26 protein-coding genes and 2 tRNA genes are annotated in these 26,636 nt (G+C 65.9%); 12 read left to right on the top strand and 16 right to left on the bottom strand.

What is annotated here, in order from left to right; genetic code table 11:
* Positions 1 to 233: 233 nt before the first annotated feature.
* Positions 234 to 1,733 carry an aminotransferase class III-fold pyridoxal phosphate-dependent enzyme gene (locus INQ43_RS05040; RefSeq protein ID WP_194037298.1) on the top strand — a complete coding sequence of 500 codons (1,500 nt, stop codon included), beginning with the start codon at positions 234 to 236 and terminating at the stop codon, positions 1,731 to 1,733.
* Between the two features lie 541 nt (positions 1,734 to 2,274).
* Positions 2,275 to 3,774 carry a catalase gene (locus INQ43_RS05035; RefSeq protein WP_194037297.1) on the top strand — a complete coding sequence of 500 codons (1,500 nt, stop codon included), beginning with the start codon at positions 2,275 to 2,277 and terminating at the stop codon, positions 3,772 to 3,774.
* A gap of 77 nt (positions 3,775 to 3,851) precedes the next feature.
* Here INQ43_RS05035 and INQ43_RS05030 read toward each other — a convergent pair whose 3' ends face one another.
* The 7 genes from INQ43_RS05030 to rsmD all read right to left on the bottom strand — a co-directional run bounded on the left by INQ43_RS05030 (position 3,852) and on the right by rsmD (position 9,414).
* Positions 3,852 to 4,613, bottom strand: a complete 762-nt coding sequence (locus INQ43_RS05030; RefSeq protein WP_194037296.1) for a TMEM43 family protein — start codon at positions 4,611 to 4,613, stop codon at positions 3,852 to 3,854.
* On the bottom strand, positions 4,610 to 5,500 hold the full coding sequence (locus tag INQ43_RS05025; protein WP_194037295.1) for an MBL fold metallo-hydrolase: 891 nt from the start codon (positions 5,498 to 5,500) through the stop codon (positions 4,610 to 4,612). The genes INQ43_RS05030 and INQ43_RS05025 overlap by 4 nt, the downstream gene beginning before the upstream one ends.
* Before the next feature lie 82 nt (positions 5,501 to 5,582).
* Positions 5,583 to 7,340, bottom strand: coding sequence for a gamma-glutamyltransferase (gene ggt, locus INQ43_RS05020; RefSeq protein WP_194037294.1), 1,758 nt, complete (start codon positions 7,338 to 7,340; stop codon positions 5,583 to 5,585).
* Positions 7,341 to 7,344: 4 nt separating this feature from the next.
* Positions 7,345 to 7,599, bottom strand: a complete 255-nt coding sequence (locus INQ43_RS05015; RefSeq protein ID WP_043958503.1) for a YfhL family 4Fe-4S dicluster ferredoxin — start codon at positions 7,597 to 7,599, stop codon at positions 7,345 to 7,347.
* 68 nt (positions 7,600 to 7,667) lie between these two features.
* The gene (locus INQ43_RS05010) at positions 7,668 to 8,171 is read right to left on the bottom strand and encodes a hypothetical protein (protein WP_194037293.1); all 504 of its coding nucleotides are present in this window, start codon (positions 8,169 to 8,171) and stop codon (positions 7,668 to 7,670) included.
* Positions 8,172 to 8,224: 53 nt separating this feature from the next.
* The gene (gene coaD, locus INQ43_RS05005) at positions 8,225 to 8,728 is read right to left on the bottom strand and encodes a pantetheine-phosphate adenylyltransferase (protein WP_194037292.1); all 504 of its coding nucleotides are present in this window, start codon (positions 8,726 to 8,728) and stop codon (positions 8,225 to 8,227) included.
* Complete coding sequence (gene rsmD, locus INQ43_RS05000) at positions 8,725 to 9,414, bottom strand: 16S rRNA (guanine(966)-N(2))-methyltransferase RsmD (protein WP_194037291.1); 690 nt, start codon at positions 9,412 to 9,414, stop codon at positions 8,725 to 8,727. The genes coaD and rsmD overlap by 4 nt, the downstream gene beginning before the upstream one ends.
* 67 nt (positions 9,415 to 9,481) lie before the next feature.
* On the opposite strand from rsmD, the gene ftsY reads away from it, so the two are divergent.
* From ftsY to INQ43_RS04980, 4 genes are read left to right on the top strand one after another with little or no spacing between them, the layout of a single operon-like run.
* Positions 9,482 to 10,795 (top strand): signal recognition particle-docking protein FtsY, encoded by a 1,314-nt coding sequence (ftsY, locus tag INQ43_RS04995; protein ID WP_194037290.1) that lies wholly within the window; start codon positions 9,482 to 9,484, stop codon positions 10,793 to 10,795.
* A gap of 10 nt (positions 10,796 to 10,805) precedes the next feature.
* On the top strand, positions 10,806 to 12,149 hold the full coding sequence (locus INQ43_RS04990; RefSeq protein ID WP_194037289.1) for a hypothetical protein: 1,344 nt from the start codon (positions 10,806 to 10,808) through the stop codon (positions 12,147 to 12,149).
* Positions 12,146 to 13,243: an A/G-specific adenine glycosylase gene (mutY, locus tag INQ43_RS04985; RefSeq protein ID WP_194035359.1), complete on the top strand. Its 1,098-nt coding sequence runs from the start codon at positions 12,146 to 12,148 to the stop codon at positions 13,241 to 13,243. The genes INQ43_RS04990 and mutY overlap by 4 nt, the downstream gene beginning before the upstream one ends.
* A complete protein-coding gene (locus INQ43_RS04980; RefSeq protein WP_193986712.1) occupies positions 13,221 to 13,496 on the top strand; it encodes an oxidative damage protection protein in 276 nt (91 codons plus the stop codon). The genes mutY and INQ43_RS04980 overlap by 23 nt, the downstream gene beginning before the upstream one ends.
* Positions 13,497 to 13,520: 24 nt before the next feature.
* Here INQ43_RS04980 and INQ43_RS04975 read toward each other — a convergent pair whose 3' ends face one another.
* The gene (locus INQ43_RS04975; protein ID WP_228062622.1) at positions 13,521 to 14,030 is read right to left on the bottom strand and encodes a DUF6491 family protein; all 510 of its coding nucleotides are present in this window, start codon (positions 14,028 to 14,030) and stop codon (positions 13,521 to 13,523) included.
* A 94-nt stretch (positions 14,031 to 14,124) separates the two neighbouring features.
* Here INQ43_RS04975 and INQ43_RS04970 point away from each other — a divergent pair.
* The 6 genes from INQ43_RS04970 (at position 14,125) to dxs (ending at position 20,722) form a co-directional block, all read left to right on the top strand.
* A tRNA-Phe gene (locus tag INQ43_RS04970) sits at positions 14,125 to 14,200 on the top strand.
* Between the two features lie 157 nt (positions 14,201 to 14,357).
* Positions 14,358 to 14,822: an LEA type 2 family protein gene (locus INQ43_RS04965; RefSeq protein ID WP_194037573.1), complete on the top strand. Its 465-nt coding sequence runs from the start codon at positions 14,358 to 14,360 to the stop codon at positions 14,820 to 14,822.
* A gap of 92 nt (positions 14,823 to 14,914) precedes the next feature.
* The gene (locus INQ43_RS04960) at positions 14,915 to 16,705 is read left to right on the top strand and encodes an acyl-CoA dehydrogenase C-terminal domain-containing protein (protein ID WP_194037288.1); all 1,791 of its coding nucleotides are present in this window, start codon (positions 14,915 to 14,917) and stop codon (positions 16,703 to 16,705) included.
* A 76-nt stretch (positions 16,706 to 16,781) separates the two neighbouring features.
* A complete protein-coding gene (locus INQ43_RS04955; protein WP_194037287.1) occupies positions 16,782 to 17,489 on the top strand; it encodes an HNH endonuclease in 708 nt (235 codons plus the stop codon).
* 129 nt (positions 17,490 to 17,618) lie between these two features.
* Positions 17,619 to 18,716, top strand: a complete 1,098-nt coding sequence (locus INQ43_RS04950) for a hypothetical protein (protein ID WP_194037286.1) — start codon at positions 17,619 to 17,621, stop codon at positions 18,714 to 18,716.
* A gap of 86 nt (positions 18,717 to 18,802) precedes the next feature.
* Positions 18,803 to 20,722, top strand: coding sequence for a 1-deoxy-D-xylulose-5-phosphate synthase (gene dxs, locus INQ43_RS04945; protein WP_194037285.1), 1,920 nt, complete (start codon positions 18,803 to 18,805; stop codon positions 20,720 to 20,722).
* A 119-nt stretch (positions 20,723 to 20,841) separates the two neighbouring features.
* Here the strand turns inward: dxs and INQ43_RS04940 are convergent.
* The 8 genes from INQ43_RS04940 to infC form a co-directional block, all read right to left on the bottom strand.
* Positions 20,842 to 20,918 (bottom strand) — tRNA-Pro (locus INQ43_RS04940).
* Between the two features lie 95 nt (positions 20,919 to 21,013).
* On the bottom strand, positions 21,014 to 21,370 hold the full coding sequence (locus INQ43_RS04935) for a MerR family transcriptional regulator (RefSeq protein ID WP_043958492.1): 357 nt from the start codon (positions 21,368 to 21,370) through the stop codon (positions 21,014 to 21,016).
* The gene (locus INQ43_RS04930) at positions 21,363 to 21,665 is read right to left on the bottom strand and encodes an integration host factor subunit alpha (RefSeq protein ID WP_043958540.1); all 303 of its coding nucleotides are present in this window, start codon (positions 21,663 to 21,665) and stop codon (positions 21,363 to 21,365) included. The genes INQ43_RS04935 and INQ43_RS04930 overlap by 8 nt, the downstream gene beginning before the upstream one ends.
* Positions 21,666 to 21,724: 59 nt before the next feature.
* Positions 21,725 to 24,118, bottom strand: a complete 2,394-nt coding sequence (gene pheT, locus INQ43_RS04925; protein ID WP_194037284.1) for a phenylalanine--tRNA ligase subunit beta — start codon at positions 24,116 to 24,118, stop codon at positions 21,725 to 21,727.
* Positions 24,119 to 24,134: 16 nt separating this feature from the next.
* Positions 24,135 to 25,145 carry a phenylalanine--tRNA ligase subunit alpha gene (pheS, locus tag INQ43_RS04920; RefSeq protein WP_194037283.1) on the bottom strand — a complete coding sequence of 337 codons (1,011 nt, stop codon included), beginning with the start codon at positions 25,143 to 25,145 and terminating at the stop codon, positions 24,135 to 24,137.
* Positions 25,146 to 25,252: 107 nt separating this feature from the next.
* The gene (gene rplT / locus INQ43_RS04915) at positions 25,253 to 25,612 is read right to left on the bottom strand and encodes a 50S ribosomal protein L20 (RefSeq protein ID WP_194035351.1); all 360 of its coding nucleotides are present in this window, start codon (positions 25,610 to 25,612) and stop codon (positions 25,253 to 25,255) included.
* A 13-nt stretch (positions 25,613 to 25,625) separates the two neighbouring features.
* The gene (gene rpmI, locus INQ43_RS04910; protein WP_043958488.1) at positions 25,626 to 25,823 is read right to left on the bottom strand and encodes a 50S ribosomal protein L35; all 198 of its coding nucleotides are present in this window, start codon (positions 25,821 to 25,823) and stop codon (positions 25,626 to 25,628) included.
* Between the two features lie 240 nt (positions 25,824 to 26,063).
* A complete protein-coding gene (infC, locus tag INQ43_RS04905; RefSeq protein WP_084227701.1) occupies positions 26,064 to 26,585 on the bottom strand; it encodes a translation initiation factor IF-3 in 522 nt (173 codons plus the stop codon).
* Between the last annotated feature and the right edge of the window lie 51 nt (positions 26,586 to 26,636).

Below are 26,636 nucleotides of genomic sequence, written 5' to 3'. Positions count from 1 at the left end.
GACGTGTGGATTCACGGGTGCAGGCGAGATGGCAGGACGGGACACGAGGCCTGCGGCAAATCGCATAGTGTAGCGATACGCCGTATAGAGCCCGGGGGTTATGCCGATCTCCGCGCCGTGTTAGAATCGGCTAACTGATTGAAATACAACGTAAATCTCTTGCGCGGCGCGCCCGCGCATTTTTGTTTGCGGTGGCTTGCCACTGCGATCAACCCTGTGGAGGAGCAACACCGATGCCCAGCACCACCCACTCAAACGCCATCGCCGGCAAGCTTGCGCCCTTGCGCGCCCACGGCGGCTCACGCCGCACCGTCGGTCTGGATGATGCGGTCCTGGCGCAGTTCGCCGACAACGCCGAGCTGGGCGAAGCGGTGGATGCTGCGCTGACCGAGTACGCCGAGGTAAAGAACCGTTTCGCCGAACTTCTGGATCTGGACGAAGCCAGCCAGATGGAGAAGCTGCAGGCCGGCTTCATCAACTTCTACCAGGACGACGCGGTCAACCCGTACGTCGCCCTCGCCGCCCGCGGTCCGTGGATCGTGACCCTGAAGGGCGCGGTGATCCATGACTCGGGCGGTTACGGCATGCTCGGCTTCGGCCACGCGCCTGCGCAGGTGATCGCCGCCATGGCCAAGCCGCAGGCGATGGCCAACATCATGACCCCGAGCATCTCCCAACTGCGCCTGAGCACGCTGCTGCGCGAGGCGATCGGTGTCGAGCGCGAGTGTCCGTTCACCCACTTCATGTGCCTCAACTCCGGCTCCGAGTCGGTCACCCTGGCCGCGCGCATCGCCGACGCCAACGCCAAGACCGTAACCGACGACGGTGGCAAGCGCGCCGGGCACAGCATCAAGCGGCTCGTGGTCAAGGGCGGCTTCCACGGCCGCACGGATCGACCGGCGCTGTATTCCAACTCCACCCGCAAGGCCTACGAGCAGTACCTGGCCAGCTACCGCGGGGAGGACAGCGTGATCGTCGTGGAGCCCTACGACATGGATGCGCTCAAGCAGGCATTTGCCGACGCCGAGGCGAAGGGCTGGTTCATCGAAGCGATGTTCCTGGAGCCGGTGATGGGCGAAGGCGACCCGGGGCGCAGCGTTCCGGTCGAATTCTACAAGGCCGCCCGCGAACTGACCCGCAACCACGGCTCGATGCTGCTGGTCGACTCGATCCAGGCAGGGCTGCGTGCCAACGGCGTGCTGTCGATCATCGACTACCCAGGCTTCGAGGGCGTGGAAGCCCCGGACATGGAGACCTACTCCAAGGCACTCAATGCCGGCCAGTACCCGCTGTCCGTGCTGGCCGTGACCGAGCGTGCCGCAAGCGCGTATCGCAAGGGCCTGTACGGGAACACCATGACCACCAACCCGCGCGCGCTGGATACCGCCTGCGCGGTGCTGGAGATGGTCACCCCGGAACTGCAGGAGAATATCCGTGCCCATGGCGCCGAAGCGCTGGAGAAGCTGGAAGCGCTCAAGTCCGAGCTGGGCGGCATGATCACCAAGGTTCAAGGCACCGGCCTGCTGTTTTCGTGCGAGCTCTCTAACGACTTCAAATGCTTCGGCAGCAATTCGACCGAGGAATGGCTGCGCGAGCACGGCATCGGCGTGATCCACGGCGGCGCCAATTCGCTGCGCTTCACCCCGACCTTCACCAGCACCAGCGCCGAGATCGAACTGCTGGTGAACATGGTCGGTCGGGCGTTGCGCGAAGGTCCGCGCGCCAGCAACTGACGTCGCGCAAAACGACTCGCGGGCGATCGCGCGGATCAAGCACACAAAGAGCCGGGGAAACCCGGCTTTTTGTTGTTCTTTCCCAGACTCCCGGTGGCGACCGCAACGGCGGGAGGGGGGCGTGAGCTGCATGCCTTCCGGGCGAATGTCCCCCGGCCTCCGCCTGCGGCGGCGGCCTCCTCCTTTATTTCGCCCCGAAGGCATCCAGCTCACCCCTGGATTGGCGGGTATCCGCTTTTACAACCGCCAGCGATGTTGGAACGGCGGGGGTGAATGCCCTTGCGGCGAAATAAAGGAGGAGGCACCGGCTTCATCGGTGCCGGGGGACATTCGCAGCAAGGGCATCCACCCCCGGCGCCACCTGCTGCTCCGCCGACGCATTTCATTCACGCACTCGCCAGAGACCGGCGCTATCGAACCATTCCATCCAATCAACTGGCAAGTGTCCGGCGGCGGAGGCAGACTGGAACGAACGGGACGAAGTGCAACTCCCCGTCACAGATTCAGCCCCCCCCCCGCAATTTACGCCAGGAGTCTCCTCATGAGTAACCGACCCGACAAGACCGCGACCGGATCGACCACGGGCTCCGGCAGCCCAGCACCCAGCGACCGCAATTCGCTGACCGTCGGCGCGAACGGCCCGATCCTGCTGCATGACGTGCACTTTCTGGAGCAGATGGCGCATTTCAACCGCGAAAACGTCCCTGAGCGCCGGCCGCATGCCAAGGGTGCCGGCGCCTTCGGGGTGTTCAAGACCACCGCCGACGTGTCGCGCTACACCCGCGCGGCGCTGTTCCAGCCCGGCGCGTCGACCGAGATGCTGGCGCGTTTTTCGACCGTGGCCGGCGAACTGGGCAGTCCGGACACGTGGCGCGACGTGCGCGGCTTCTCGCTGAAGTTCTACACCGACGAGGGCAACTACGACCTGGTCGGCAACAACACGCCGATCTTCTTCGTGCGTGACCCGATGAAGTTTCCGCACTTCATCCGCAGCCAGAAGCGCCTGCCCGACTCGGGCCTGCGCGACAACCACATGCAGTGGGATTTCTGGACCAACAACCCGGAATCCGCGCACCAAGTCACGTACCTGATGGGCGAGCGCGGGCTGCCGCGGACCTGGCGCCACATGAACGGCTACGGCTCGCATACCTACATGTGGATCAACGCGGCCGGCGAGAAGTTCTGGGTCAAATACCATTTCCACACCCGCCAGGGCATGGCGTTCTTCACCAACGCCGAGGCCGCCGAGATGTCCGGCAGCGACGCCGATTACCACCGCCGTGACCTGTTCGATGCGATCCAGCGCGGCGAGCACCCGGAGTGGGTCCTGTCCGTGCAGGTCATGCCGTATGCCGAGGCAACGGACTACCGCTTCAACCCCTTCGACCTGACCAAGACCTGGTCGCACAAGGACTATCCGCTGATCGAAGTCGGCACGATGACGCTGAACCGCAATCCGGAGAACTTCTTCGCCCAGATCGAGCAGGCGGCGTTCTCGCCCGGCAACACGGTTCCCGGCATCGGCCTCTCGCCTGACAAGATGCTGCTGGGCCGCGCATTCGCCTACGCCGACGCGCAGCGCAACCGCATCGGCACCAACTTCCACCAGCTGCCGGTCAACCAGCCCAAGGTGCCGGTGAACACCTACATGTTCGATGGCCAGATGGCCTACCACCACAGCGGCAACGCGCCGGTTTACGCCCCCAACAGCGGCGAGCGCAGCTGGGCCGACGAAACCGGTCCGATGCCCGACGGCTGGGAGACCGACGGAGACATGGTCCGCAGCGCCTACACCCTGCACGCCGAGGACGACGACTTTGGCCAGCCCGGCACGCTGGTCCGCGAGGTCTGGAATGACGCCCAGCGCGCGCAGTTCGTCGACCAGGTCGCCGGCAGCTTGCTGGGCGGCGTGCGCAGTCCGGTGTTGGAGCGGGCGTTCGAGTACTGGAAGAACGTCGACCCGGCTACCGGCCAGCAGATCGAGGACAAGGTGCGCAGCGGCATGGCACCCGAGCCGGCCGAAGGCATGGGCGAAGGCTGAGCCGGACCCGACCCCGGGCTGGGCGCTTCGGCGCCGGCCCGGGGTTTTTTGTTTCAGCACGTCGCGCCGGCTCGGCGTCAGGCGCGGCGTCGACGGCGATATCGGCCAACCAGCAAGACGCCGAGCGCAAGCACCGCAGCCAGGATCAGCTTGCCGATCAGGCGAACCTCGCCGCGCTTGGGCAATGGCTCCCCGGCTGGTGCAGGGTCGGTCGCGACGGGCGTGGCACTGACCGGGTCTTTCGACGGGGCAGCAGCCACCAAATGCCACTTCCCACCCCGCAGCTGCACCTTTCCGGCCAGCGGCGGCAGGTGCAGAGCGCGCCAGTGGATGCGGATGTCGCCGTTGTTGGGATCGAGCGGGTTCAGGGCACTTCCCAGCCCATCGCCTTCAGGCTGGAAAGTCGCCGCCAGATTCGCCGGCAGGCGGGTGAAACCGGGGCGGAATTCCTGCCACTGGCCCAGCGCCTTGATCACCGACAGCTCCACCGGCTTGCCGTCGATGCTGACATCGCGCGCCCACCAGATACGGTTCTCCAGCGGGAAGCTGCGCGGGTTTTCATGACCGTCTTCGAAAGCGGAGGAGTCCACCAGCGCCGGCTTCCATACCTGCTGATAGCCACCGCGCCCGTCGCGCTGCCATTGATACATCTCCACGCGTCGTTCGAGCCCGAACTGGCGAGTGCGCACGCCGAAGTCGGTGTCCTCGATTGGGGCGGCGGATACCGGCTCGCCCATTGGCGCAGCCGGTTGCGGGTCGCTGCGCGGTGCCTCGTCGGCCGACGCGGAGGCTGCCGCGCCTGCCAGGACAAGGACGACCATCAGGCGCCGCAGGCTCATGCAGCCAGCGTCCTCGCGTGCAGTTCGGCCACCTCATGCTCGGTGCGGTAGCGGCCACGCTCGTCGCGGGTCACCTGGGCGAGCGCACAGCCGGGGTCATGGGTGAAGAACAGATGGACGTTGCGTTCCAGCATGTCCGCCAGGAAGTGTTTTTTCTCGTCGATCAGCAGCTCCGCGTTGCGGTCATACCCCATTGTGATCGGCACGTGCACCCAGGGCCGGCCGGGAATTAGGTCGGCGCAGAACACCAGGCCACCCATGTCCTGACCATCGACGCGTTCGGGACCGATGATCTCGGCCAGCATCAGCCCGGGGGTGTGGCCATCGCTGTAATGGAACCGCACGTCCTTCCCGAGCGTGTCGGAAAACTCGCCGTCGACCAGCTCCAGCCGCCCGGTCGCCTCCAGCAGGCCGGGAAGCTCGGGAATGAAGCTGGCGCGGTCACGGGGGTGCGGCTCGATGGCGCGCTGCCAGTGCTCGCGCCCCACCACATAGCTCGCGTTGGGGAAAACCAGACGGGGCGGCTGGCCCTCCTCCCAGGCGGCGAGCAAACCGCCGGCGTGGTCGAAATGCAGGTGCGACAGCACCACGACGTCGATGTCCTCCGGCTTGAAACCCGCGGCATCCAGTGACTCAAGCAGGACATGGCGATCCTCGACCACCCCGTAGCGCTCGCGCAGCCTGGGCTCGAAGAACGCTCCGATGCCCGACTCGAACAGGACCGTCTTGCCACCCAGCGGGCTGGCCAGCAACGCGCGGCAGGCAAGGTCGATGCGGTTGTGCTCGTCGGACTCGACCCACTTGCTCCACATCGCGCGCGGCGCGTTGCCGAACATGGCCCCGCCATCGAGCTTCTGGCTGTTGCCCATCAGCGACCAGAGTTTCATCGTCGACTCCATCGTTGCGCAGCCACGGCTGCCTCACCAACCATCATCGGTGATCGACACGATGGGCGAAAGCAGGCGCCACTCAGGGCCGGTCCAGCACCACCTCGACCTCACCCACCGGGTTGCGCGGGTCGGTACCGCCGGACAGCTCATCGGTCCGCTTGTCCCAGGCGACGGTCTGCAGGTTGCCCCAGGTGCCCTCGCCGGCATTCACGGTATGGCCCATTTTCTTCAGCGCCTTGACGGTCGCGGCGTCCAGCGCGCCGGGTTCGGCCGAGATGGCGTCGGGCATCCACTGGTGGTGGATGCGCGGCTCGGCCGCCACCGCCTGTGCGGTCATGCCCGCGTCGTAGCCGAGAATGCCGATCAACACCTCGGTAATGATCCGGCTGCCGCCCGGCGCACCCAGCACCGCGAGCTTGTCGGGCGAATCGATGTAGGTCGGGGTCATCGAGCTGAGCATGCGCTTGCCCGCTTCAACCGCGTTGGCGTCAAAGCCCATCACGCCGAAGGCGTTGGGCGTGCCGGGCTTGAGCGCAAAGTCGTCCATCTCGTTGTTGAGCAGCACGCCGGTACCCGGCGCGATCATGCCCGAGCCGTACAGCAGGTTGACGGTCTGGGTCGCCGAGACGATGTTGCCGTCGGTATCGATGATGGAGAAATGGGTGGTCTCGTCATCCTCCATCGGCGTCGGCTGGCCGGAAAGCAGCTCGCTGGGCGTCGCCTTGTCGGGATGGATTGTCGCCCGCAGGCCGGCGGCGTAGGCCGGGTCGGTCAGCATCGCGATCGGCATCTCGACGAAATCCGGATCGCCCATGTAGAGGGTGCGGTCACGGTAGGCGCGGCGCATCGCCTCGACGATCAGATGGGTGCGCTGCGCGGAATCGAGCTTGGAGAGGTTCCACGGCTGCAGCACCTGCAGCATTTCCGCCAGGGCGACCCCGCCCGATGACGGCGGCGGCGCGGTGACCACTTTCCAGCCGCGGTAGTCGAAGCTGATCGGCTCGCGCTCGCGGATCCGGTAGCCGGCCAGCTCGGCAGCAGTCCAGCGGCCGCCCTCCTCGGCCACCGCCGCCAGCAGTTGATCGGCGACCTGGCCCTGATAGAAGCCGGCATGGCCACGCTGGGCCAGCAGCTCCAGCGTCTGCGCCAGGTCTTCCTGCTTGAGGATGTCGCCTGTCCGGGGGGCACGCCCATTGGCCAGGAATACCTCGCGCGTACCGCGATAGCGCTCCATCACCTTGCTGCGGGTTGCGTAGCCTTTTTCGAGCCGGCCGTAGACGGGGAAACCCTCGCGGGCAAGCCGGATAGCGGGCGCAAGCGAGGTGGCCAGCGGCAGGCGGCCGTACTCATCGGCCAGATGCACCAGCGCCGCGGGCAGGCCGGGAATCCCCGCCGACCAGGGCCCATTGGTGGCACGGTCGCGGTTGAGCTCGCCCTTCTCGTCCAGATACGCCTCAGGTGTCGCCGATTCGGGCGCGGTCTCCCGGGCATCGACAAAAACGTCGCGGCCGGTTTTCGCGTCGTGCAAAAGGAAGAATCCGCCACCGCCGATCCCGGAGCTGATCGGCTCGACCACCGAGAGTGCGGCAGACACGGCAATCGCCGCATCAAAGGCGTTGCCGCCCTGATTGATGATCTGCGCGCCGGCTTCGGTGGCCAGCGAGTGCGCGCTTGCGATCGCCGCGCCAGGCGGAGTCGCCGCGGTCGCTGGCGTGGTGCGAGACACCGATGCCGCGCGAGGCGAAGAGTCCGCGGTCGTCGCGCAGCCGCCGATGGCGAACGCCAGCAACGGCGCCAGGAAACCGGTTACCACTGCGGTTCGCGTCGCAATTCGCATCACATCACTCCTGTTCTTGCTGCAACCGGGCCAGTTTGGCCAGCAGCTGGCCGGTTGTTTCGGGAAAATCGGGATCCGGGTCAATGCATTCCACCGGACACACCACCACGCACTGCGGCTCATCGAAATGGCCCACGCACTGCGTGCAGCGCGCCGGGTCGATCACGTAGATCTCCTCACCCTGCGAGATGGCCTCGTTGGGGCATGCCGGTTCGCAGACATCGCAGTTGACGCAAAGCTCGTTGATCTTGAGAGACATGGGCTACCGCAATGCGCGGATGGGGCAAGCCCCACCACGCGCTGTTACTCGCAATGAAACCAGGCCGATTACCTGGCTTCGACAAAAACGTAATCGACACCGGCCGGCGTTACCGCCTGCTCGACACGCTCGCTGTCGGCGGGCGCGCCGATGAAGAGCAGACGCACACCCTTCATCGAACCCGGGCCGACCTTCTCGAAGGCGCCAACAATGATGTCCGCCATCATTGCCGACTCGGGCGATCCGAAAGCGACCAGATTGCCCTCAACGATGCCGCGCTGCATCGCATTCTCGATTTCCTCGCGCAGACGCTCGTGGGCGCCCTCGAAACCTTCGCTGTCGCTGCTGGGCAGGTAGTACAGATAGGGACTGGAGGTCACCTCACCCATATTGCGGGTGACCACCGCCGACAGGTAGGTGCCCCACTCGTTGTCATCGGTGGTGGTAGGGGCCGAAAGAGGCGCGAGTGCGACCGCGGCTTCTTCGGTGTTCTCGGTGGGCGCCTTGTCGCAGGCTGCCAGCAAAGGCAGCGACAGCAGGGCGACAAGCATCAGGCGGGCGGTGGTGTTCATGGCGTTCCCCATTCTTTTTTGGTTGGAATATGACGTCGGCGAGGCGCCGGCGATCAGGCGGTGCTGCGTTGCCATTCGCGCTGAAGCGCCTCGGCAACCGCGGGCGGAACAAAACCGGAGACATCGCCCCCCAAACGGGCTATCTCGCGGACCAGCGATGAAGAGATGAAGCTGTACTGCTCGGCGGGAGTGAGGAAAAGCGTCTCCACGTCGGGGATCAGATGGCGATTCATGCTGGCCATCTGGAACTCGTACTCAAAGTCCGACACGGCGCGCAGGCCGCGCAGCACGACTCCGGCACCGATGCCGGAAACGAAATGCGCGAGCAGCGAATCAAATCCGCAGATCTCGACGTTGGGGTGATGGCCGAGCGCTTCGCGGGCCAGTTCGACGCGCTTTGCCAGCGGCAGCGCGGGGCTTTTGGACGGACTCTCCGCCACGCCCACCACCAGTCGATCAAACAGCGGCGCGGCGCGATCAACCAGATCGATGTGGCCGTTGGTGATCGGATCGAAGGTGCCTGGATAGACGGCGGTGCGGTGTCGGGCCGGGGTCATTGGGCAAAACGCTCCAGATGAGGGACGTCCGGGTGGGCCGGATCAACCCGGAGTGTATCAACGCCGGCGGGGCTGCCGTCGCCTGCCGTCAGTACCGGGCGATGGCGATAAAGGGCATGTCGGACTTCCCGGGTCCTGCCTTCGCGGTGCAGGCTCCATCCGCCGGGCAGCGTCACCGGCTCGTCCACGGGGCCTTCAACGTGCAGCCAGGCGCTATCCCTCATCAAAGGCAGCAAACCGGCCAGTGCGGGCGCCAGCAAGCCATTGCCAAAAGGAGGGTCAACGAAAGCGATGTCGAAGCTGGCGCGTGGCTGGGCCGGCAGCCAATGCAAGGCATCGGCCTGCACCACCGTGGCCGCCTGGCCGCCCTGCAGTCGCTGCGTGGTCGCCAACAGGCTCGCAGCCAACACGGGATCCCGCTCAACGAGTACCGCCGACGCAGCGCCACGCGACAGCGCCTCCAGGCCAAGGGCGCCACTGCCTGCGAACAGATCCAGCACGCTGGCGCCATCGAGCACCGGCGCGAGCCAGTTGAACAGTGTCTCGCGGACCCGGTCCGGGGTTGGCCGCAGGCCGGCCGCACCAGCGACGGGAAGCTTGCTGCCACGCCATCTCCCGCCGATCACACGGACTTGGCCGGGACCGTTGGCGACGGAGCGCGGAGCGTTACGGGCGGGCTTCTTCATGGGGTCGCGAAATCAGGCCGGTGCTAGCATGGGCGCCATTCTCGCGCATTCGTGAATCCTACTGTCGATGGCCAGCTTCTTTCGCCGGAAAAAGCCCGGTTCCGCACCCTCCGAGCGTCGCTACAGCACCGAGGAGCTCGCTGCGGCGTTTCCGGGGGCGCAGCAGGAAAAAAGTGATGTTGAGAGAGTGGAAAACGACGTGCCGCAGGCGAGTTCCGCGCCTGCCCCTGCGGCGCCGACGCCGCTAGAGACGCGCGCACCGACTGCACCACCCGTGCAGCCGCCGACTCCAGAGCCGCCGCCTGTGCCGCCTGTGCCGCCAGTGCCGCCCGCGCCGCCAGTCCGGCCCGCTTCGCACGCGCCGCGCCCGGTTGAGGCCGTCGCGACACCAACAGCAGATGCGGATACCGCTGAGCCCGCCCATAGCGCCTCCGTCGCGGCCGTTGGCCGGACCGACGCTCCGGCGAAAGGCGGCTGGCGCGAACGACTGCGCGGCACAGCGTTCGCGCGCACGTTCGGCGGTCTGTTCCAGGGCAACCCGCGCCTTGACGATGACCTGCTGGACGAAATCGAAACCGCACTGATCATCGCCGACGTCGGGGTGACGGCGACCACCGATCTGGTGGAAGACCTGCGCAAGCGCATGAAAGCGCGCGAGTTCGCCGACTCCTCAGCCTTGCTGAAGGCCCTGCGCCAGGACCTGATCGACCTGCTTGCACCCGTTGCCGTGCCGCTGAAGATCGACGCCGCCGCCAAACCGTTCGTTGTCCTCACCGTGGGCGTCAACGGCGTCGGCAAGACCACGACCATCGGCAAACTGGCGCGCCGCTTCAAAGGCGAGGGGCACTCGCTGATGCTTGCGGCCGGCGACACCTTCCGTGCGGCCGCGGTCGCCCAGTTGCAGACATGGGGCGAGCGCAACGGCGTGCCGGTGATCGCCCAGGGCCAGAATGCCGATGCCGCCTCGGTGGCATTCGACGCGCTGCAGGCGGCCAAGGCGCGCGGCACCCAGTTGCTGATCGCCGACACCGCCGGCAGGCTGCACACCCAGCAGGGCCTGATGGCGGAGCTGGGAAAGATCAAGCGCGTCATGCAGAAGCTTGACTCCGCCGCCCCGCACGAGGTGCTGATGGTCATCGACGGCACGACCGGCCAGAACGCGCTCTCGCAATTGCGCCAGTTCCACGCGGCGGTAAACGTAACCGGGCTGGTGGTGACCAAGCTGGACGGCACCGCCAAGGGCGGCGTCGTGTTCGCCCTGGCGCGCGAGTTCGGCATTCCGATCCGCTATGCGGGCATCGGCGAGAAGCTTGAGGATCTGCGGGTCTTCGATGCCGAGGCGTTCGTCGACGCGCTGTTGCCGGACACGCTCGGCGGCTGACGCGCGCGCCATGCCCGCGGAAGCCACTCCCGCGCCCCGCTCCCCTTGGCGACGCGGCGGTCGAATCGCCGCGATCGTCGGTGTGGTGGTGCTTCTGGGCCTCGTCGCGTCGATCGGCTGGATCTCGCGTCCTGCGCGGCTCAGTGCGTTGATACTGGATCAGGTCGGCACCTCGCTCGGACTGCAGATCACCGCATCGGGAACAAGTGAATACCGCCTGCGCGGAACGCCGATGCTGACTGTTCGCGGACTTGACGTTCGCCAGCCCGGCAGCGCGACGGCCCTGCTCACCGCCGAGCGCGCTTATCTGGCATTGCCGTGGGCAACCCTGTGGGCCGGTGGCGAGGACCTGACCATCCGCCGGGTCGAGTTCGATGGGCCGCAGCTCGATCTGAGCGCGCTGCAGGACTGGTTGGCAACCCGGCCAGAGGGCGGGCCGCTGCGCATTCCCACGCTGACCGATGGCCTGCGCATCACCCGCGGTCTTGTGGCGGGCGATGGCTGGTCGGTGGATCGTCTGAGTATTGCCACCGATCACGTATCGGCGAGCCAAGCACTTGCTGCGCGCCTGACCGGGCGTCTGCTCATGTCCACCACGACCGCCCCGTTCGATTTGCAGTCGGCCCTGACCAGACCGGCGATCGGCGCCGGTGCCGCCATTGCGGGCATCGCCAGTGTTCGAAGCGGGCAATCGCGGATGCCGCTGGCGCTGAACCTGTCGGGAGTCCTGCGCGACGCCGCGGACGGAATCGGCCTGGATGCAACCCGGCTGGGCGTCCACGCACGCTGGCTTCGCGAGTCCTCCGACGAAGAGCCCACGATTGCGTTTGCGCTGGGCATGTCCGGCCGCGTGCGCTATCGCGGCGGCGAGCTGGAAGTGTCGCCGCTGGCTGCAGCCGTCCGTGGGCAGGACAAGGTCCCGGAGAGCGTCGACGCTACCGGTTCCCTCGCGCTCGGCGATGCGCTTGCGCTTCACCTCTCAGGCCAAGTTGCCGATTGGCCCGCGCAATGGCCGGCACTGCCGGCACCGCTGGGGGAATCGGTCTCTCCATTCCCGTTCACCGTGGACTACGCCGGCGCTACCGACTTGTCCGACCCGCTGAACCTGCAACTGAGCCGGGACGAAACCCGCTTCGACGGACAATTCCGGCTGCCCGAGCTGACCGACTGGATCGCGCAGCTGGCCGTCGGCACCCCGCTGCCGCCCCTCACCGGAACCCTGACGACGCCACGGATTGAAGTCACCGGCGCGACCCTGACCGGCGTGCGACTACAAATCGATGACGGCGACCACGAGGGCAGCGACGGGCTGCCGGAACCCGATCGCATTCCGGATTCCGGACCGGGCCGATGAAGGCGACCGTCAAGGCAGACAGCTTCGCCAGTCGCCTGCTGCACTGGTTCGACGATCACGGCCGCCACGATCTCCCGTGGCAGCATCCGCGCTCGCCTTACCGGGTCTGGTTGTCGGAGGTGATGCTCCAGCAAACCCAGGTCAAGACCGCCGCGCCCTACTTCGAGCGCTTCGTCGCCGCCCTGCCCAGCCTGCAGGCCCTCGCCGCCGCACCGATGGATGACGTCCTCGCGCTGTGGTCGGGGCTTGGCTACTACAGCCGCGCGCGCAACCTGCACCGGGCCGCGCAGGAGTGCATGTCTGCGCACGCCGGCGAACTGCCCCGTGACCTTGACGCCCTGGTCGCGCTGCCGGGCATCGGCCGCAGCACCGCCGCAGCCATCCTCGCCCAGGCCTGGGGCGACCGCCACGCCATTCTCGATGGCAACGTGAAACGGGTCCTTGCGCGATTCCACGGCGTGGACGGCTGGCCCGGATCGCCTGCGGTCGAGCGCCAGCTGTGGGTGTTTGCCGAGCAGCACCTGCCCCATGACCGCCTGGCCGACTACACCCAGGCGCAGATGGATCTGGGTGCGACGATCTGCACCCGCGCCCGCCCATCATGCGGCTCCTGCCCATTGTCCGCGGATTGCGCCGCCTACCTTCATGGCCGCACCGCGGAGCTGCCAACACGCAAACCCGCGAAGGCCGTGCCGCACCGCCAAGCATGGATCATGTGGCTGGAGGACGAAAACGGCCGCGTCCTGCTGCAAAAACGTCCTCCCGTTGGCATCTGGGCATCGTTGTGGACCCTGCCGCAAGCCGACGATGACGCCACGGTGGCGGACTTCCTGCGCGCTCATATCGACGGCGCCAACGGCGATGGGGATGTGTTGCCACCGATCGCCCACGCTTTCAGCCACTACAAGCTGGACCTGTTGCCCCGGCGGTGGCGCGGAGTCGCCCTGCGCAGCGCGGTGCAGGACAATAACCATTCGCGCTGGGTCGCACCGGCAGATCTGGCCACGCTGGGCATCCCCGCGCCCATCCGCCGCCTGCTGGAAGGCGGCCGACCATCCCACGAGGAATCCGATGACCCGTACCGTCTACTGTGAATTCGAGAAGCGCGACGCCGAAGGCCTCGACTTCGCGCCCTGGCCCGGCGAGGCCGGCCAGCGCGTCTTCGCCCACATCGGCAAACCCGCATGGGCGAAATGGCTGGCGCACCAGACCATGCTCATCAACGAGAACCGCCTGTCCCCGATGGATCCGGCGCACCGCAGGTTCCTGCAGGAACAGATGCTCGCGTTCCTGTTCGAAGGCAACGTCACCCAGGTGGCCGGCTACGTCCCGCCCGAACAGGACTGAGCCGGCTGGCGGATGACGCCATGCTCAACGCGTCGAACTCTCTCGCGCACGGCGCTCGGCGTTCTCCACCGCCTTGGTGTCTACCGGGCGGATCTCCCTGATCCGGCACGGAAAACTGGCATTCTGACGGTCCAACACGACCACGCTGTCCATGCCGGCGAACACGGTCCCGCCCTGCGCGCTGAAGCCAATCGTGTGTGAGAAATCCAGATCAGGGCAGCGGCCATCAAGTTCCAGCAGATACGCCTGGTGGCGACGCGTCCACACCGTCAGTGCGCTGTCACCGAGCGCCGTCCAGCTGTACAGGGTGCCGAAATTCTGGAAGCTGCGGACCGGCGCGCCCGCATGCGCGCGGTGGATCTCCAGACGCTGGTCATCGGTCAGGCGTGAGCCCGCGCTCGCGCACGCGCACGCCCCCACAACCAGCGAAATCACAATGGCAAACAACAGATTCCTCATGACCGACTCCGATTCGGCAGCGACCCGCTTCGCCGCGGGCCTGTGAACAGCAATGATCACGTCACCGGCCTTCATCGTCCGTGAAGCGTGATCGACCACCACCACCGCGGCTTGCAGGCAAGCGACTGCCCCGCTATAGTTCCGCTCCTTCACGGCCAGCCCGTGACATGGCCGGGTAGCTCAGTTGGTAGAGCAGGGGATTGAAAATCCCCGTGTCGGGGGTTCGATTCCCTCCCCGGCCACCAGTTTAGGTGGCACTGCAAGACCCAAGCCCTGCAACGGCCACAGCCGATGCGGGGTTTCGCGTTTCCGGGGGTCCGGACTTTGCGGCGCCCGCACCATGCGCCGTAGTATGCTCGGGGCACTCAAGACGGAGCGGTCGACATGCGGGCAACACGCGGGATGCGGTGGGCGGGTTGGCTGGTTTGCGTTGCGACCCTGGTCGCGTGCGCCAGTGGACCGGTACGCCGGGTGTCAGAGCCCTCGGCCCGGATCCAGCAGCTCACCGTGCTCGCCGATGGCAGCTGGACGGCTGATCTGCGCATCGAGAACTTCAGCAGCATCCCGATGCGCTTTGACAGCTTCCAGTTCGCGATGAAAATCGCCGAACAGGACGCGGGCACGCTGAGCGCGCAGCCTGCGCTGACCATCGGACCGGAATCTGCGGACGTCATCAGCGTCGTGGTTTCGCCCACGGTCGCCGCCAAACTGGCTGTGGCCGACGGACTCGCAGGGCGCCAAGGCGTGCAGTACTCGCTGGACGGCACCGTGACCGCAACGCCCGACGAGCAACGCCAGCGGGAGTTCAAGGTCAAGCGCTCCAGCGCACTCAGCCCTGCCCCAGGTCTGCCCGGGGTGCTGCGCTGAATGATGCCCCGATATTGCGTCGTCCGGCTGCGCCGGCAGATCCGGCACCCGCACGACGCCACCCCACTTTCCTCAAATAAAGCGAGGCCGGCATGAGCCAGTACAAAGCCCCCCTGCGGGATATGCGTTTCGTCCTGTTCGATCTGTTGGGCGCGGAATCAGAATTCCAGCGCCTGGGTTTTGAGGACGCCAGCCGCGAGCTGGTTGACGCGGTGCTGGACGAGAGCGCCCGTTTTTCCGAGGAAGTGCTGGCGCCGCTTAATGAAGTGGGCGACCGCGAAGGCTGCACTTTTGACCAGGCGACTGGCGATGTGACGACCCCGACGGGCTTCAAGGAAGCCTATTCGCAGTATGTCGACGGCGGCTGGACCGGTCTGGTCGCGTCCACCGAGTTCGGCGGCCAGGGCCTGCCGCAGGCAGTGGGCTTCGCGCAGAAGGAAATGATCGACGCCGCCAACCTTGCTTGGGGCAACTTCCCTCTGCTTTCCCACGGCGCGACCGAAGCGCTGGTGCATCACGGCGAGGACTGGCAGCGCGAGGTGTTCCTCAAGCCACTGGTCGAGGGTCGCTGGACGGGCACCATGTGCCTGACCGAACCGCACTGCGGCACCGATTTGGGACTGTTGAAGACCCGTGCCGAACCCAACGAGGACGGCAGCTACGCAATCACCGGCACCAAGATCTTCATCACCGCCGGCGAGCACGATCTGACCGAGAACATCGTCCACCTGGTCCTCGCGCGCCTGCCCGACTCCCCGGCCGGCAGCAAGGGAATTTCCCTGTTTGTCGTGCCCAAGCTTCGCGTGGGGCGCGACGGCAGCATGGGCGAGCCCAACCATGTGCGATGCGGCAGCATCGAGCACAAGATGGGCATCCACGGCTCGGCGACCTGCGTGATCAACTTCGACGGCGCCCAGGGATACCTGGTCGGTCAGCCGAACAAGGGCATGAGCGGCATGTTCACCATGATGAACGCTGCCCGCCTCGCCGTGGGGCTGCAGGGGCTGGGACTGTCCGATCGCGCCTACCAGAACGCCCTTGCCTACGCCCGCGAACGCCTGCAGATGCGCTCGCTGTCCGGACCGAAGTTCCCCGACAAGCCGGCCGATCCGATCATCGTCCACCCCGACGTGCGCCGCATGCTGCTGACCTGCAAGGCCCTCGTTGAAGGCGGCCGCGCGATGAGCTACCACGCCGGACTGCAGATCGACGTCGCCCACAACTCGCCCGACGAGGCACAGCGCAAGCAGGCCGACGATCTGGTCGGCTTCATCACGCCGATCGTCAAGGCCTGCCTCACCGAATGGGGCGTGGAGTGCACCTATAATGCGGTGCAGTGTTACGGCGGCCATGGCTACATCGCCGAGAACGGCGTCGAGCAGCTCGCCCGCGATGCCCGCATCACGACGCTTTATGAAGGCACGACCGGCATCCAGGCAATCGACCTGCTCGGCCGCAAGATCCTGCAACTGCAAGGTGCGGGTTTCAAGGTGATGCTGGGCATGGTCCAGCAGCTGTGCACCGAGCATGCCGACAACCCCGAAGTCGCCGAGTTCATCGCCCCGCTGCAGAAGCACGCCGCCCAGTGGCAGCAGCTCACCATGGAGGTGGTCGAAAAAGCCAGCCGCGATCCGGAAGAGATCGGCGCGGCCGCCTACGACTACCTCATGTATTCGGGCTATGTGGCGCTGGCGTACTGGTGGGCGCGCAGCGTTGCCGTCAGTGAGGCGGGCAGCAGTTCGGACGCATTCAAGGCCGGCAAGCGCGAAACGGCGAAGTTCTATTTCGCCCGCATCCTGCCGCGGACGCTTGCCCACGCAGCGGCAATCCGCAGCGGCAGCGCCTCCCTGATGACTCTCGACGCGGAACACTTCGACGCCTGAGGACGGAATTCGGCTGCGGGGCCGGGGAAATCGCTGCAGACAAATCGCTTCGGTTCGGGTATATGCTCGATTTCTCATGGAGACCGACACAGTGATGCAACGCGTGGCCGGGCCCGGAACTCCCGCCACGTCTGAGCGCCGGTGGGACCCGGATGTCTCGGCGCTTGCCCCGCGCCATGCGCTGGAAAAGCTCAATTCCGTGCGCCTGCTTTCGCTTGATGCGCACGGACGGGTGCTGGACTGGATGAACTGGCAGCACGCAGCCTGCCTTTACGCGCGCGATGCGGTTGCCTGGACCCTGGGTGATCCCTGCCTGACGGTGCACGGTGGCCTCAACCGCCGCAGCGGCGAGGCCAGCATCCTGCGCCTGCATCCGATTGTGGCGGCGCGCGGTCACGCCAGCGCCCGCGCGGCCAACCCGACCCCGACGCTGACCAACGCCGCGCTCTTTGCCCGGGATGCCCACCTCTGTCTCTACTGCGGCGGGCAATTCAGCCGTCCACACCTGACCCGCGATCACGTGAAACCGGTCTCACGCGGCGGTCGCGACGTCTGGGAAAACGTCGTCGCAGCCTGCTTCCACTGCAACTCGCGCAAGGGCAGCCGGACGCCGCAACAGGCGAACATGCCACTGCTCGCAGTGCCCTACCGGCCCAGTTGGGTCGAACACCTGATCCTGTCCAACCGCAACATCCTTGCCGACCAGATGGCATTCCTGAAGAGCCAGCTGCCGAAAAAACACGCCCGCGACCGCCTGCTCGTCCCGAGTTCGCAACCTGCTTGAATTCGTGGTCGCTGCAGTTGCGTTCGGCCAACGCCGGACGCTTCATTGACGCCCGTACCATGCTCCGCGACACTGGGTGATTGTTAAGACATGGACTCGACAATGGCCCTCACACTTGGCCTGACCGGCATGGATCCGGCCACGGAAGCGTCGCTCAAGGTGGCTTTCTCCATTGCCAACTCCCAACTCGCCGGAGCGTGGGAGTTGCTGGCCAATGACACGGCGGACCATGTGATCGTCGACATGGACAGCATGTACGGCCCGATGAGCTGGCTGCGTTTGCACGCGGCCGGCAAAACGGTGATCGGGCTGACTTCCGCGCCTCGTACCCAGGCCGACTATCGCCTTGCGCAACCCTTCGACGCGGCATCGGTGCAGCGGCTTCTCGTGGAGCTGGCGCCTGAAGTCGTCAACGGCGCATCCGAGCATGCCGAGCCTGTGCCCAGCGGTCTCAGCCCTGCGCCCCAGCCGCAGGATCAGCTGCCGAAAGAACAGCAGGTCCCCGCCGACGAAGAGACCAGTGCGCGCGACGGCCTTGACGCTGCCCGGGTTGTGACCAATGAGCTGAACGACCCTTCCGAACCTGCCAGCGCGGCGTCCGCGGCGATCATGCCAGCGGCGACCAATCCAGCGCTGCACACTCCGCCGGTGGACCCTGCACCGGCACCAGTCGAACCGCGAACGCTCACCGAATGGCTTGCATCCGGCCGTATTACCGGCCAGGTCGGTTTCGAGCGAGAGGGGCTCAAGCTGCTGCTTGACCTGGACCGGCGCGAATACTTCGGACCGGCAACCTTGAAGCCGTTGGGTGCGCACGTCACCACCGATACGGACTCCGCGGATTTCACCGTCATTAACGACTGGGAAAAGGAGGTCGCGGGGCTCGGCGCTGCGCAACCGCTGTCACGCCTGCTCTGGTTTGGTGGCCTCATGTCCGGCGGCGGAAAGCTCCTCCCCGGCTTTGACCCGCAAGCCCGCTTCCTGATGCTGAAGTGGCCGCAAACCGAACGCGAATTTCCCCGCCACTTCCGTATCGCCACGGTGATGATGAAGGGCGCGGCGGCATTGGACGAGATTGCCGACGCGAGCGGCGTCTCGGTCGGTGACGTCACCGATTTCGTCAATGCCAATCTGGCCACCGGTTTCGCCGAAGTGGAACGCCCGCCCGAACCCGAACCCGAGCCGCGCAAGCCCACCGGCCTGTTTGGACGCTTCCGCGGCCGCTGAACTCCACCGGCAGCGCAGCGCCGGGTCGCCTTGCCCCGCCGCGACCCGGGCGGGACAATGGCGTACCACCGTCCGACACCGTATTGATGATCGATCCGCAACGCTACCCCCGCCTCTCGCGCATCCAGGTGCCCGCCGACCTGCGCGAGTTTCCGGAGCAGGAACTGCCAGCCATCGCCGATGAGCTGCGGGCGTACCTGATCGAGCAGGTCGCGCAGTCCGGCGGACATTTTGGCGCAGGCCTGGGCGTGATCGAGCTGACGGTGGCGTTGCACTGGCTCTACGACACCCCCACCGACAGGCTGGTCTGGGACGTGGGCCATCAGACCTATCCGCACAAGATCCTTACCGGTCGTCGCGACGTGATCCAGACCGTCAAGCAGAAGGACGGCGTATCGCCTTTCCCCAAGCGCGGCGAATCGGAATTCGACACCTTCGGCGTCGGCCACAGCTCGACCAGCATCTCGGCCGCCCTGGGCATGGCGCTTGCCCTCCAGCGCGCCGGCGACGAGCGCAAGGTAGTGGCCGTCATCGGGGATGGTGCGATCACCGGCGGCATGGCCTTCGAGGCGCTGGCGCACGGCGGCGGCATGGGCGATGAACCCGACGGCATCGAACCCAACCTGCTGGTCATCCTCAACGACAACCAGATGTCGATCTCCGAGAACGTCGGCGGCGTGACCCGCATGCTCGGACGGTTGACCGGCAGCCGCACCCTCAACGCGCTGCGCGAGGGCGGCAAGAAGCTGCTTGGCGACAAGAACCGCCCGGCGGCGAAGTTCGTCAAACGCTGGGAAGAGCAGTGGAAGGGCATGTTCGTCCCCTCGACCATGTTCGAGGAGCTCGGTTTCCACTACACCGGCCCGATCGATGGCCACGACATGGAAGCCCTGGTTGGCATCATGAAGACCCTGCAGGGGATGAAGGGCCCGCAGCTGCTCCACATCATCACCACCAAGGGCAAGGGCTACGAGCGCGCCGAGGGCGACCAGATCGGCTATCACGCGGTCGGTCCGTTCAATCCAGAGCTCGGAATGGTCAGCAAGGCCGGCGCGAAAAAGGTGACCTACACCGACGTCTTCGGCGACTGGATCTGCGACATGGCCGCCGCCGACGACAAGCTGATGGGGATTACCCCGGCGATGCGTGAAGGCTCCGGCCTGGTGCGTTTCAGCAAGGAGTATCCGCAGCGCTATTTCGACGTCGCCATCGCCGAGCAGCACGCCGTCACCCTGGCGGCCGGAATGGCCTGCGAGGGCGCCAAGCCCATCGTCGCGATCTACTCGACCTTCCTCCAACGCGGCTACGACCAGCTGGTTCATGACGTGGCGCTGCAGGAACTCGACGTGCTGTTTGCGATCGACCGCGGCGGCGTTGTGGGACCGGATGGTGCAACGCACGCGGGCAACCTCGACCTGAGCTACCTGCGCTGCGTGCCCAATATGGTGGTCATGGCGCCGGCGGACGAGAACGAGTGTCGCCAGATGCTGTCCACCGGCTTCCGCTTCAATGGCGCCGCTGCCGTTCGCTATCCTCGCGGCAGCGGTCCGGGCGTTGCCGTGCAATCCAGTCTGGATGTCCTGCAGATCGGCAAGGCACAACTGCGCCGGCGCGGCTCGCGTATCGCCCTGCTCGCCTTTGGCTCCCTGCTGCCTGCAGCGGAAGAGGTCGGCGAGGCACTGGGGCTCACCGTGGTCAACATGCGCTTCGTCAAGCCGCTTGACCGGGCGCTCATCCTGCAGCTTGCGGCAGACCACGAGGGATTCGTCACGCTGGAGGACAACGTTGTGGCCGGAGGCGCCGGCAGCGGTGTCGCCGAGCTGCTGGCGGCAGAGGGCCTGAGCGTATCGATGCTGCACCTGGGGCTGCCGGATGCGTTCCAGCCGCACGGAAGCCGCGAGGAACTCCTGGCCGAGGCCGGTCTGGATGTCGCAGGCATCCGCGCTGCAATCGTCCAGCGCTGGCACGACATCGACAGCGCGCCGCCGCGCACCGCGGCGATCTGAGCCTTCCTGGCCGCGGCGGGGCCGCGCCGTCCATCCCCGGCGGGCAGAGGCGTGCCGTTCAATCGCGCAAAAAGAATGCCCGCGAAATCTCCGCGAGCATTCTGGCAAATCACAGGAATTGGTCGGGGCGGCCGGATTTGAACCGACGACCACTTGTCCCCCAGACAAGTGCGCTACCAGGCTGCGCTACGCCCCGAAGTTGTTGCCTTCCGCCGCTGTTTTGGCGACGGATAAGTATAGCCGAAAATCAACAGATCGCGAGCCCTTCAGCGTGTTCAGGATGAAGGCTTGTCATCGACGAAGCATCTGCAGCACTTCCTCCAGTTCCATCCGGACCTGCCGGATGATCTGCGTGCTCAGCGCTGATTCGTCCTTGGCCTCCTCCCCTTCCAGCCGCAGCCGCGCGCCACCAATGGTGTATCCCTGCTCATACAGCAGGCCGCGGATCTGGCGGATCATCAGCACTTCGTGGCGCTGATAATAGCGCCGGTTGCCGCGACGCTTGACCGGCTTGAGTGAAGGAAATTCGGTTTCCCAATACCGCAGTACGTGCGGCTTGACGTCGCACAGCTCGCTGACCTCGCCAATGGTGAAGTACCGTTTGGCCGGGATCGGCGGAAGTTCGCGGTTGCTGCCCGGATCAAGCATTTTCAGTACCGGCGTAGGATTCGACGCGTTCCTTCAACTTCTGTCCGGGGCGGAAGGTCACCACGGTTCGGGCCGAGATCGGAATCTCCTCACCGGTTTTGGGATTGCGTCCAGGCCGCTCCTTCTTGCGCCGTAGATCGAAGTTGCCAAAGCCGGACAGCTTGACCTGGCGACCGCTCTGCAGCGCCTGGCGGAGGGAATCAAAGAAGGCGTCGACGAATTCCTTTGCCTCACGCTTGTTGAGGCCGACCTCGTCGAACAACCGCTCGGCCATTTCAGCCTTGGTCAACGCCATTGTCCGCTCCATCCCCTGCTGCTGTGTGCCGGTTCGCCAGCTGAAGGCCGAAAACCGGCTCAGTCCCGAATCTTCGCTGCGTGATCGGAAAGCATGGCGGTCGTGACGGAAGCCACGACGCGATCGACGTCAGACTCGATGAGCGTGCGGGATTCTTCCTGCAAAATCAAGCCCATAGCAAGACTCTTGCATCCGGATTCCACCCCACTGCCCTGGTAGCGGTCAAACAGGACCAGATCGCGCAGGACAGGGCCGGCCGCTTTGCGGACACTGCGCGCAACCTCGCCCCAAGGCACGCCTTCGGGTAGCACAAATGCCAGATCCCGCCGCACTGAGGGATACCGCGAGCGCGTGCTCGCCTTGGGCACCGCTCGGGATTGCAGGGGCTCCAGATCCAGCTCGAAGGCGATCACGTCGACATCGATTTCCAGGGTCTGCAGCAAGCGCGGGTGCAGCTGGGCAATCCAGCCCAGCGGCGTGGCCTGGCCTGCCTCGGCTCTACGCAGGACACGCGCACAGCGCCCGGGATGCGCCCAGGGCGTGACGACGGGCTCGTACTCCAGGCGCGCGCCGGACAGCGCGGCGAGGCTCTCCAGATCGCCCTGCAGATCGTGGAAGCCAACCTCGCGCGACGGGTGGCCCCACTGCTCGGTGGCCGCATCGCCGCAGGCCACCGCTGCGATACGCTCGATGTGCAGCGGCGCCTCGCCGTCCGCGGCAGTGAAGACATTGCCGAGCTCGAACAGGCGGACACGGGACTGCTGTCGCGCGGCATTTCGCGCCAGCGCCGAGACCAGACCCGGCAGCAGCATCGTGCGCATTACGCCGAGCTCCGCGCTGAGGGGATTGGCAATGGCCACCGCGCCCTCCGAAGCGGTCCACGAGTCGAGCAGGTCGCCACCGACAAAGGCGTAGTTGATCGCCTCCAGATAATCACGCGAGGCCATGTGCCGACGGATATCGCCGCCGTCGACCATGGTTTCGGTAGGGGCGGCGAGTCGCGACGCCCCGCTGGGAAGCGTAGTGGGAATGTTGTCGTAGCCGTGGATGCGGGCGACCTCCTCGATCAGGTCCTCCTCGATCGCGATGTCGAAGCGGCGGCTGGGAGCGATGACCTGCCAGCCCTCTTCCAGCGCTTCCACCTGCATGCCGAGCGCGCGGAAGATGCGCTCGACCCGCGCACCGGGTACCTCGATGCCAAGTACCCGCGCAAGCCGCGCACGGCGCATCGCGATCGGCTGCGGTTGCGGCAGATGCTCATGCAGCGCCGCCTCGACCACCGGGCCCGCGCTACCGCCGGCGGCATCGAGGATCAGCGCGGTGGCGTACTCGATGGCGATGCGCGGAAGTTCGGGATCCACGCCGCGCTCGAAGCGGTGGCTGGCGTCCGTGTGCAGGCCGAGCTTGCGGCTGCGGCCGATGATGGCGGCGGGCGCAAAGTGTGCGGCCTCCAGGAACACGCTGCGGGTCGCCTCGGTCACGCGGGCGTCAAAACCGCCCATGATCCCCGCCAGCGCGATCGGCGTGTCGGCATCGGTAACCAGCAGGAACTGCGGGTCGAGCGCGGCGTCGCGGCCATCCAGTAGCTTGAGCCGCTCGCCGTCGCGGGCGCGGCGGGCACCTACCGTGCCGCCGCTGAGCAGGTCCCGATCGAACGCATGCATCGGTTGGCCGAGCTCCAGCATCACGTACTGGGTCACATCCACCAGCAGCGATACCGGGCGCACGCCGCTGCGACGCAGGCGCTCGGCCATCCACAGCGGGGTGCGTGCAGTCGCGTCCACATCACGCAGCACTCGACCGCAGTAGCGCGCTGCGTCGGCGCCGGCATCAAGCTGGATCGACAGCGCGTCCTCAATGCGCGCCTCCACCGGGTCCACGTTGAAACCGGATACGGCAGCATCCGCGGCTGCCGCCACGTCGAAGGCGATGCCGCGCACGCCGTAACAGTCGGCGCGGTTGGGGGTCAGCTTGATCTCGATGGCCGAATCGGGAAGGCCCAGCAGATCGCCTACCGGCGTGCCGGGAGTGGCATCGGCGGGCAGTTCAAGCAGCCCGGACGCATCGCTGTCGGTGCCGAGCTCCTTCGCCGAACACAGCATGCCGAACGACTCGACACCGCGGAGTTGGGCAGCCTCGATTTTCATGCCGCCGGGCAGAACCGCCCCGACTTTCGCCAGCGGCGCCATCAGGCCGGCGCGGGCATTGGGCGCACCGCAGACGATCTGCACCAGATCATCGCCGCCGGCATCGACCTGACACACCTGCAGGCGGTCGGCCTCCGGGTGCTTGTCCGCCGATACGATCCGCGACACAACGACGTTGTCGAGGCCGTCGCCGATACGAGTGACCTCCTCCACCTCCAGGCCGATCGCGGTGAGGGTGTCGACCAGCTCGTCGTGGCTGGCAGTGGTGGATACGTGCTGGCGCAGCCAGTTTTCGGAAAACTTCATTCAATCGATCCCTGGCTTACGCGAACTGTTTCAGGAAACGCACGTCGTTCTCGAAGAAGCTGCGCAGGTCGTCGACGCCGTACCGGAGCATCGCAAAACGCTCCACGCCCAGGCCGAACGCAAAGCCGGTGTACTTCTCCGGGTCCACGCCGATGTTGCGCAGCACGTTGGGATGGACCATGCCGCAGCCCAGGACCTCCAGCCAGCGCATGCTCCCATCGGGCTGCTCCCAGGCAATGTCGACCTCGGCAGACGGCTCGGTAAACGGGAAGTAGCTGGGGCGAAAACGCATCTGGAAGTCACGCTCGAAAAACGCGCGCACGAATTCGGCGAGGGTTCCCTTCAGGTCGGCGAAGCTGGCGTGCTCGTCAACCAGCAGCCCTTCAACCTGGTGGAACATCGGCGTGTGGGTCTGGTCGCTGTCGCTGCGATAGACCTTGCCTGCGGCAATCATCCGCAGCGGCGGAGCGTGGTCCTTCATGTAGCGGACCTGCACGCCGGAGGTGTGGGTGCGCAGCAGGCGCGCGACGTCCGTGCCATCGGGGCGCATGTAGAAGGTGTCGTGCATTGCCCGCGCCGGATGATGCGGCGGGAAATTCAGAGCCTCGAAGTTGTGCCAATCGTCCTCGATCTCCGGCCCCTCGGCGAGCTCGAATCCAAGTCGCCCGAAGATTTCGGTGATCCGTTCCAGCGTGCGGCTGACCGGATGCAGGCCACCGCGCGAGGCATTGATCCCCGGCAGCGTGACATCGATGGTCTCTGACGCCAATCGCGCGTCCAGCGCCGCATCCTGCAGCGCGTCACGGCGTGCGACAAGCGCGTGGGTGACAGTGTTGCGGGCCTTGTTGATCGCCTCGCCCGCTGCCTTGCGCTGATCGGCGGGCAGTGACCCCAGCTGTTTGAGCTGGGCGGTGATGCTGCCGGACTTGCCCAGCAACTCCACTCGCAGCGACTCCACCACGGCGGGAGCGTCGGCGGCGGCGATGCGTTCCAGCGCCTGGGCGGTGAGGGTTTCGATTGCACTCATGCCTGTTCCAAAAAAAAAACATGGGGAAGGACTTGCGCCCTTCCCCATGCGTTTATCTCGTTGCTGACCGGCAGCCGCGTACAGTGCCGCGGGCCGATTCGGCACGTTTACGCTGCGAGCGCGCCCTTGGCCTTCTCGGTCAGCGCGGCAAAACCCGCCGCGTCGTGCACGGCGATGTCCGCCAGCACCTTGCGATCAAGGGTAATGCCGGCCTTCATCAGACCGTTGATGAAACGGCTGTAGCTCATGCCGTTCATGCGGGCAGCCGCGTTGATGCGGGTGATCCACAGCGAACGGAAATTGCGCTTCTTCTGCTTGCGGCCGATGTAGGCGTACTGCTGTGCCTTGATGACGGCCTGATGGGCGACGCGATAGACCTTGCGACGGGCATGGTAATAGCCCTTGGCGAGGTCCAACACCTTCTTGTGGCGACGGCGCGCCTGTACACCACGTTTGACTCGTGCCATTTCTCAGTCCTCCTCAGGCGTACGGCAGCATGCGATTGATACGGCCGGCATCTTCCGGGCGGGCGTAATTCGTCTGCCTCAGGTTGCGCTTCCGCTTGGTCGCCTTCTTGGTGAGGATGTGGCTACGGTTGGCGTGGCCGCACTTGAACTTGCCGGACGCGGTCTTGCGAAAACGCTTGGCCGCCCCACGGTGGGTTTTGATCTTGGGCATTGCGAAGGTCCTTTCGGGTATATGTCACTGACATGGGCGGTGGCATGGCCACACTTTCCGTCCTGCCCGTATCGGTCGGTAAGTCATTGATCCGAAAAGGATCAGCAACAGGTCCTGATACTGCAAACAACAAGCCCGGCGAACCGGGCCGCCCATTATGCCGGCACCGCAGGGTGCGCGCAACACAAATGGGAAATGGCGTCATCCGGGTTTGCGGCTGCCAGGCGGCAGCACGCGGAATTACTTTTTCTTCGGCGCGATCATCATCACCATCTGACGGCCTTCCAGACGGGGACGCGATTCCACAACGATGTCCTCACCCAGATCCAGCTCGATCCGGTCCGCCATCTGGCGACCGAGGTCCTGGTGGCGCATCTCGCGGCCACGGAACCGGATGTTGACCTTGATCTTGTCCCCGTCCTCCAGGAAGCGGCGCATGTTGCGCAACTTGATCTGGTAGTCGCCTTCATCGGTGACCGGGCGGAACTTGATTTCCTTGATCTCGACCTGCTTCTGCTTCTTCTTGGCCAGATTGGCCTTCTTTTGCAGATCGAAGATGAACTTGCCGAAATCCATGATGCGGCACACCGGCGGATCGCCGTGGGGCTGGATTTCCACCAGGTCGAGACCTGCTTCCTGGGCGAGCTCAAGCGCCTCGTCGCGTGAAAGCACGCCGACCTGTTCGCCATCGCTGCCGATCACGCGCACTTTCAGCGCGCGGATCTCCTGATTCTTGCGGTTCCGCTTGTCGGGGGTACTGATGTTGCAATCTCCGGTATGGGTCGTTCGGCCGCACGTGCGACCGATACAGTA

This window comes from Lysobacter sp. H23M47 (genome assembly GCF_015209765.1).
GTDB lineage: Bacteria > Pseudomonadota > Gammaproteobacteria > Xanthomonadales > Xanthomonadaceae > Novilysobacter > Novilysobacter avium.
The sequence above is the reverse complement of the archived record's forward strand: the minus strand, read 5'-3'. Positions and strand labels throughout refer to the sequence as shown.

What these genes read in the sequence shown, in the direction of transcription:
- coaD (WP_194037292.1), bottom strand. Translation starts at nt 8,728, where the DNA reads ATGACCCCGGCCCGACACCGCACCGCCGTCTATCCAGGCACCTTCGAT.
- rsmD (WP_194037291.1), bottom strand. Translation starts at nt 9,414, where the DNA reads ATGAAGAAGCCCGCCCGTAACGCTCCGCGCTCCGTCGCCAACGGTCCC.
- INQ43_RS05015 (WP_043958503.1), bottom strand. Translation starts at nt 7,599, where the DNA reads ATGTCTCTCAAGATCAACGAGCTTTGCGTCAACTGCGATGTCTGCGAA.
- INQ43_RS04980 (WP_193986712.1), top strand. Translation starts at nt 13,221, where the DNA reads ATGACCCGTACCGTCTACTGTGAATTCGAGAAGCGCGACGCCGAAGGC.
- INQ43_RS05025 (WP_194037295.1), bottom strand. Translation starts at nt 5,500, where the DNA reads ATGAAACTCTGGTCGCTGATGGGCAACAGCCAGAAGCTCGATGGCGGG.
- pheT (WP_194037284.1), bottom strand. Translation starts at nt 24,118, where the DNA reads ATGAAGTTTTCCGAAAACTGGCTGCGCCAGCACGTATCCACCACTGCC.
- INQ43_RS04975 (WP_228062622.1), bottom strand. Translation starts at nt 14,030, where the DNA reads ATGAAGGCCGGTGACGTGATCATTGCTGTTCACAGGCCCGCGGCGAAG.
- dxs (WP_194037285.1), top strand. Translation starts at nt 18,803, where the DNA reads ATGATCGATCCGCAACGCTACCCCCGCCTCTCGCGCATCCAGGTGCCC.
- INQ43_RS05010 (WP_194037293.1), bottom strand. Translation starts at nt 8,171, where the DNA reads ATGAACACCACCGCCCGCCTGATGCTTGTCGCCCTGCTGTCGCTGCCT.
- INQ43_RS04950 (WP_194037286.1), top strand. Translation starts at nt 17,619, where the DNA reads ATGGATCCGGCCACGGAAGCGTCGCTCAAGGTGGCTTTCTCCATTGCC.
- INQ43_RS04960 (WP_194037288.1), top strand. Translation starts at nt 14,915, where the DNA reads ATGAGCCAGTACAAAGCCCCCCTGCGGGATATGCGTTTCGTCCTGTTC.
- INQ43_RS05035 (WP_194037297.1), top strand. Translation starts at nt 2,275, where the DNA reads ATGAGTAACCGACCCGACAAGACCGCGACCGGATCGACCACGGGCTCC.
- INQ43_RS04955 (WP_194037287.1), top strand. Translation starts at nt 16,782, where the DNA reads ATGGAGACCGACACAGTGATGCAACGCGTGGCCGGGCCCGGAACTCCC.
- rpmI (WP_043958488.1), bottom strand. Translation starts at nt 25,823, where the DNA reads ATGCCCAAGATCAAAACCCACCGTGGGGCGGCCAAGCGTTTTCGCAAG.
- INQ43_RS04965 (WP_194037573.1), top strand. Translation starts at nt 14,358, where the DNA reads ATGCGGTGGGCGGGTTGGCTGGTTTGCGTTGCGACCCTGGTCGCGTGC.
- INQ43_RS04930 (WP_043958540.1), bottom strand. Translation starts at nt 21,665, where the DNA reads ATGGCGTTGACCAAGGCTGAAATGGCCGAGCGGTTGTTCGACGAGGTC.
- INQ43_RS05040 (WP_194037298.1), top strand. Translation starts at nt 234, where the DNA reads ATGCCCAGCACCACCCACTCAAACGCCATCGCCGGCAAGCTTGCGCCC.
- INQ43_RS04935 (WP_043958492.1), bottom strand. Translation starts at nt 21,370, where the DNA reads ATGCTTGATCCGGGCAGCAACCGCGAACTTCCGCCGATCCCGGCCAAA.
- pheS (WP_194037283.1), bottom strand. Translation starts at nt 25,145, where the DNA reads ATGAGTGCAATCGAAACCCTCACCGCCCAGGCGCTGGAACGCATCGCC.
- rplT (WP_194035351.1), bottom strand. Translation starts at nt 25,612, where the DNA reads ATGGCACGAGTCAAACGTGGTGTACAGGCGCGCCGTCGCCACAAGAAG.
- ggt (WP_194037294.1), bottom strand. Translation starts at nt 7,340, where the DNA reads ATGCGAATTGCGACGCGAACCGCAGTGGTAACCGGTTTCCTGGCGCCG.
- mutY (WP_194035359.1), top strand. Translation starts at nt 12,146, where the DNA reads ATGAAGGCGACCGTCAAGGCAGACAGCTTCGCCAGTCGCCTGCTGCAC.
- INQ43_RS04990 (WP_194037289.1), top strand. Translation starts at nt 10,806, where the DNA reads ATGCCCGCGGAAGCCACTCCCGCGCCCCGCTCCCCTTGGCGACGCGGC.
- INQ43_RS05030 (WP_194037296.1), bottom strand. Translation starts at nt 4,613, where the DNA reads ATGAGCCTGCGGCGCCTGATGGTCGTCCTTGTCCTGGCAGGCGCGGCA.
- ftsY (WP_194037290.1), top strand. Translation starts at nt 9,482, where the DNA reads ATGGCCAGCTTCTTTCGCCGGAAAAAGCCCGGTTCCGCACCCTCCGAG.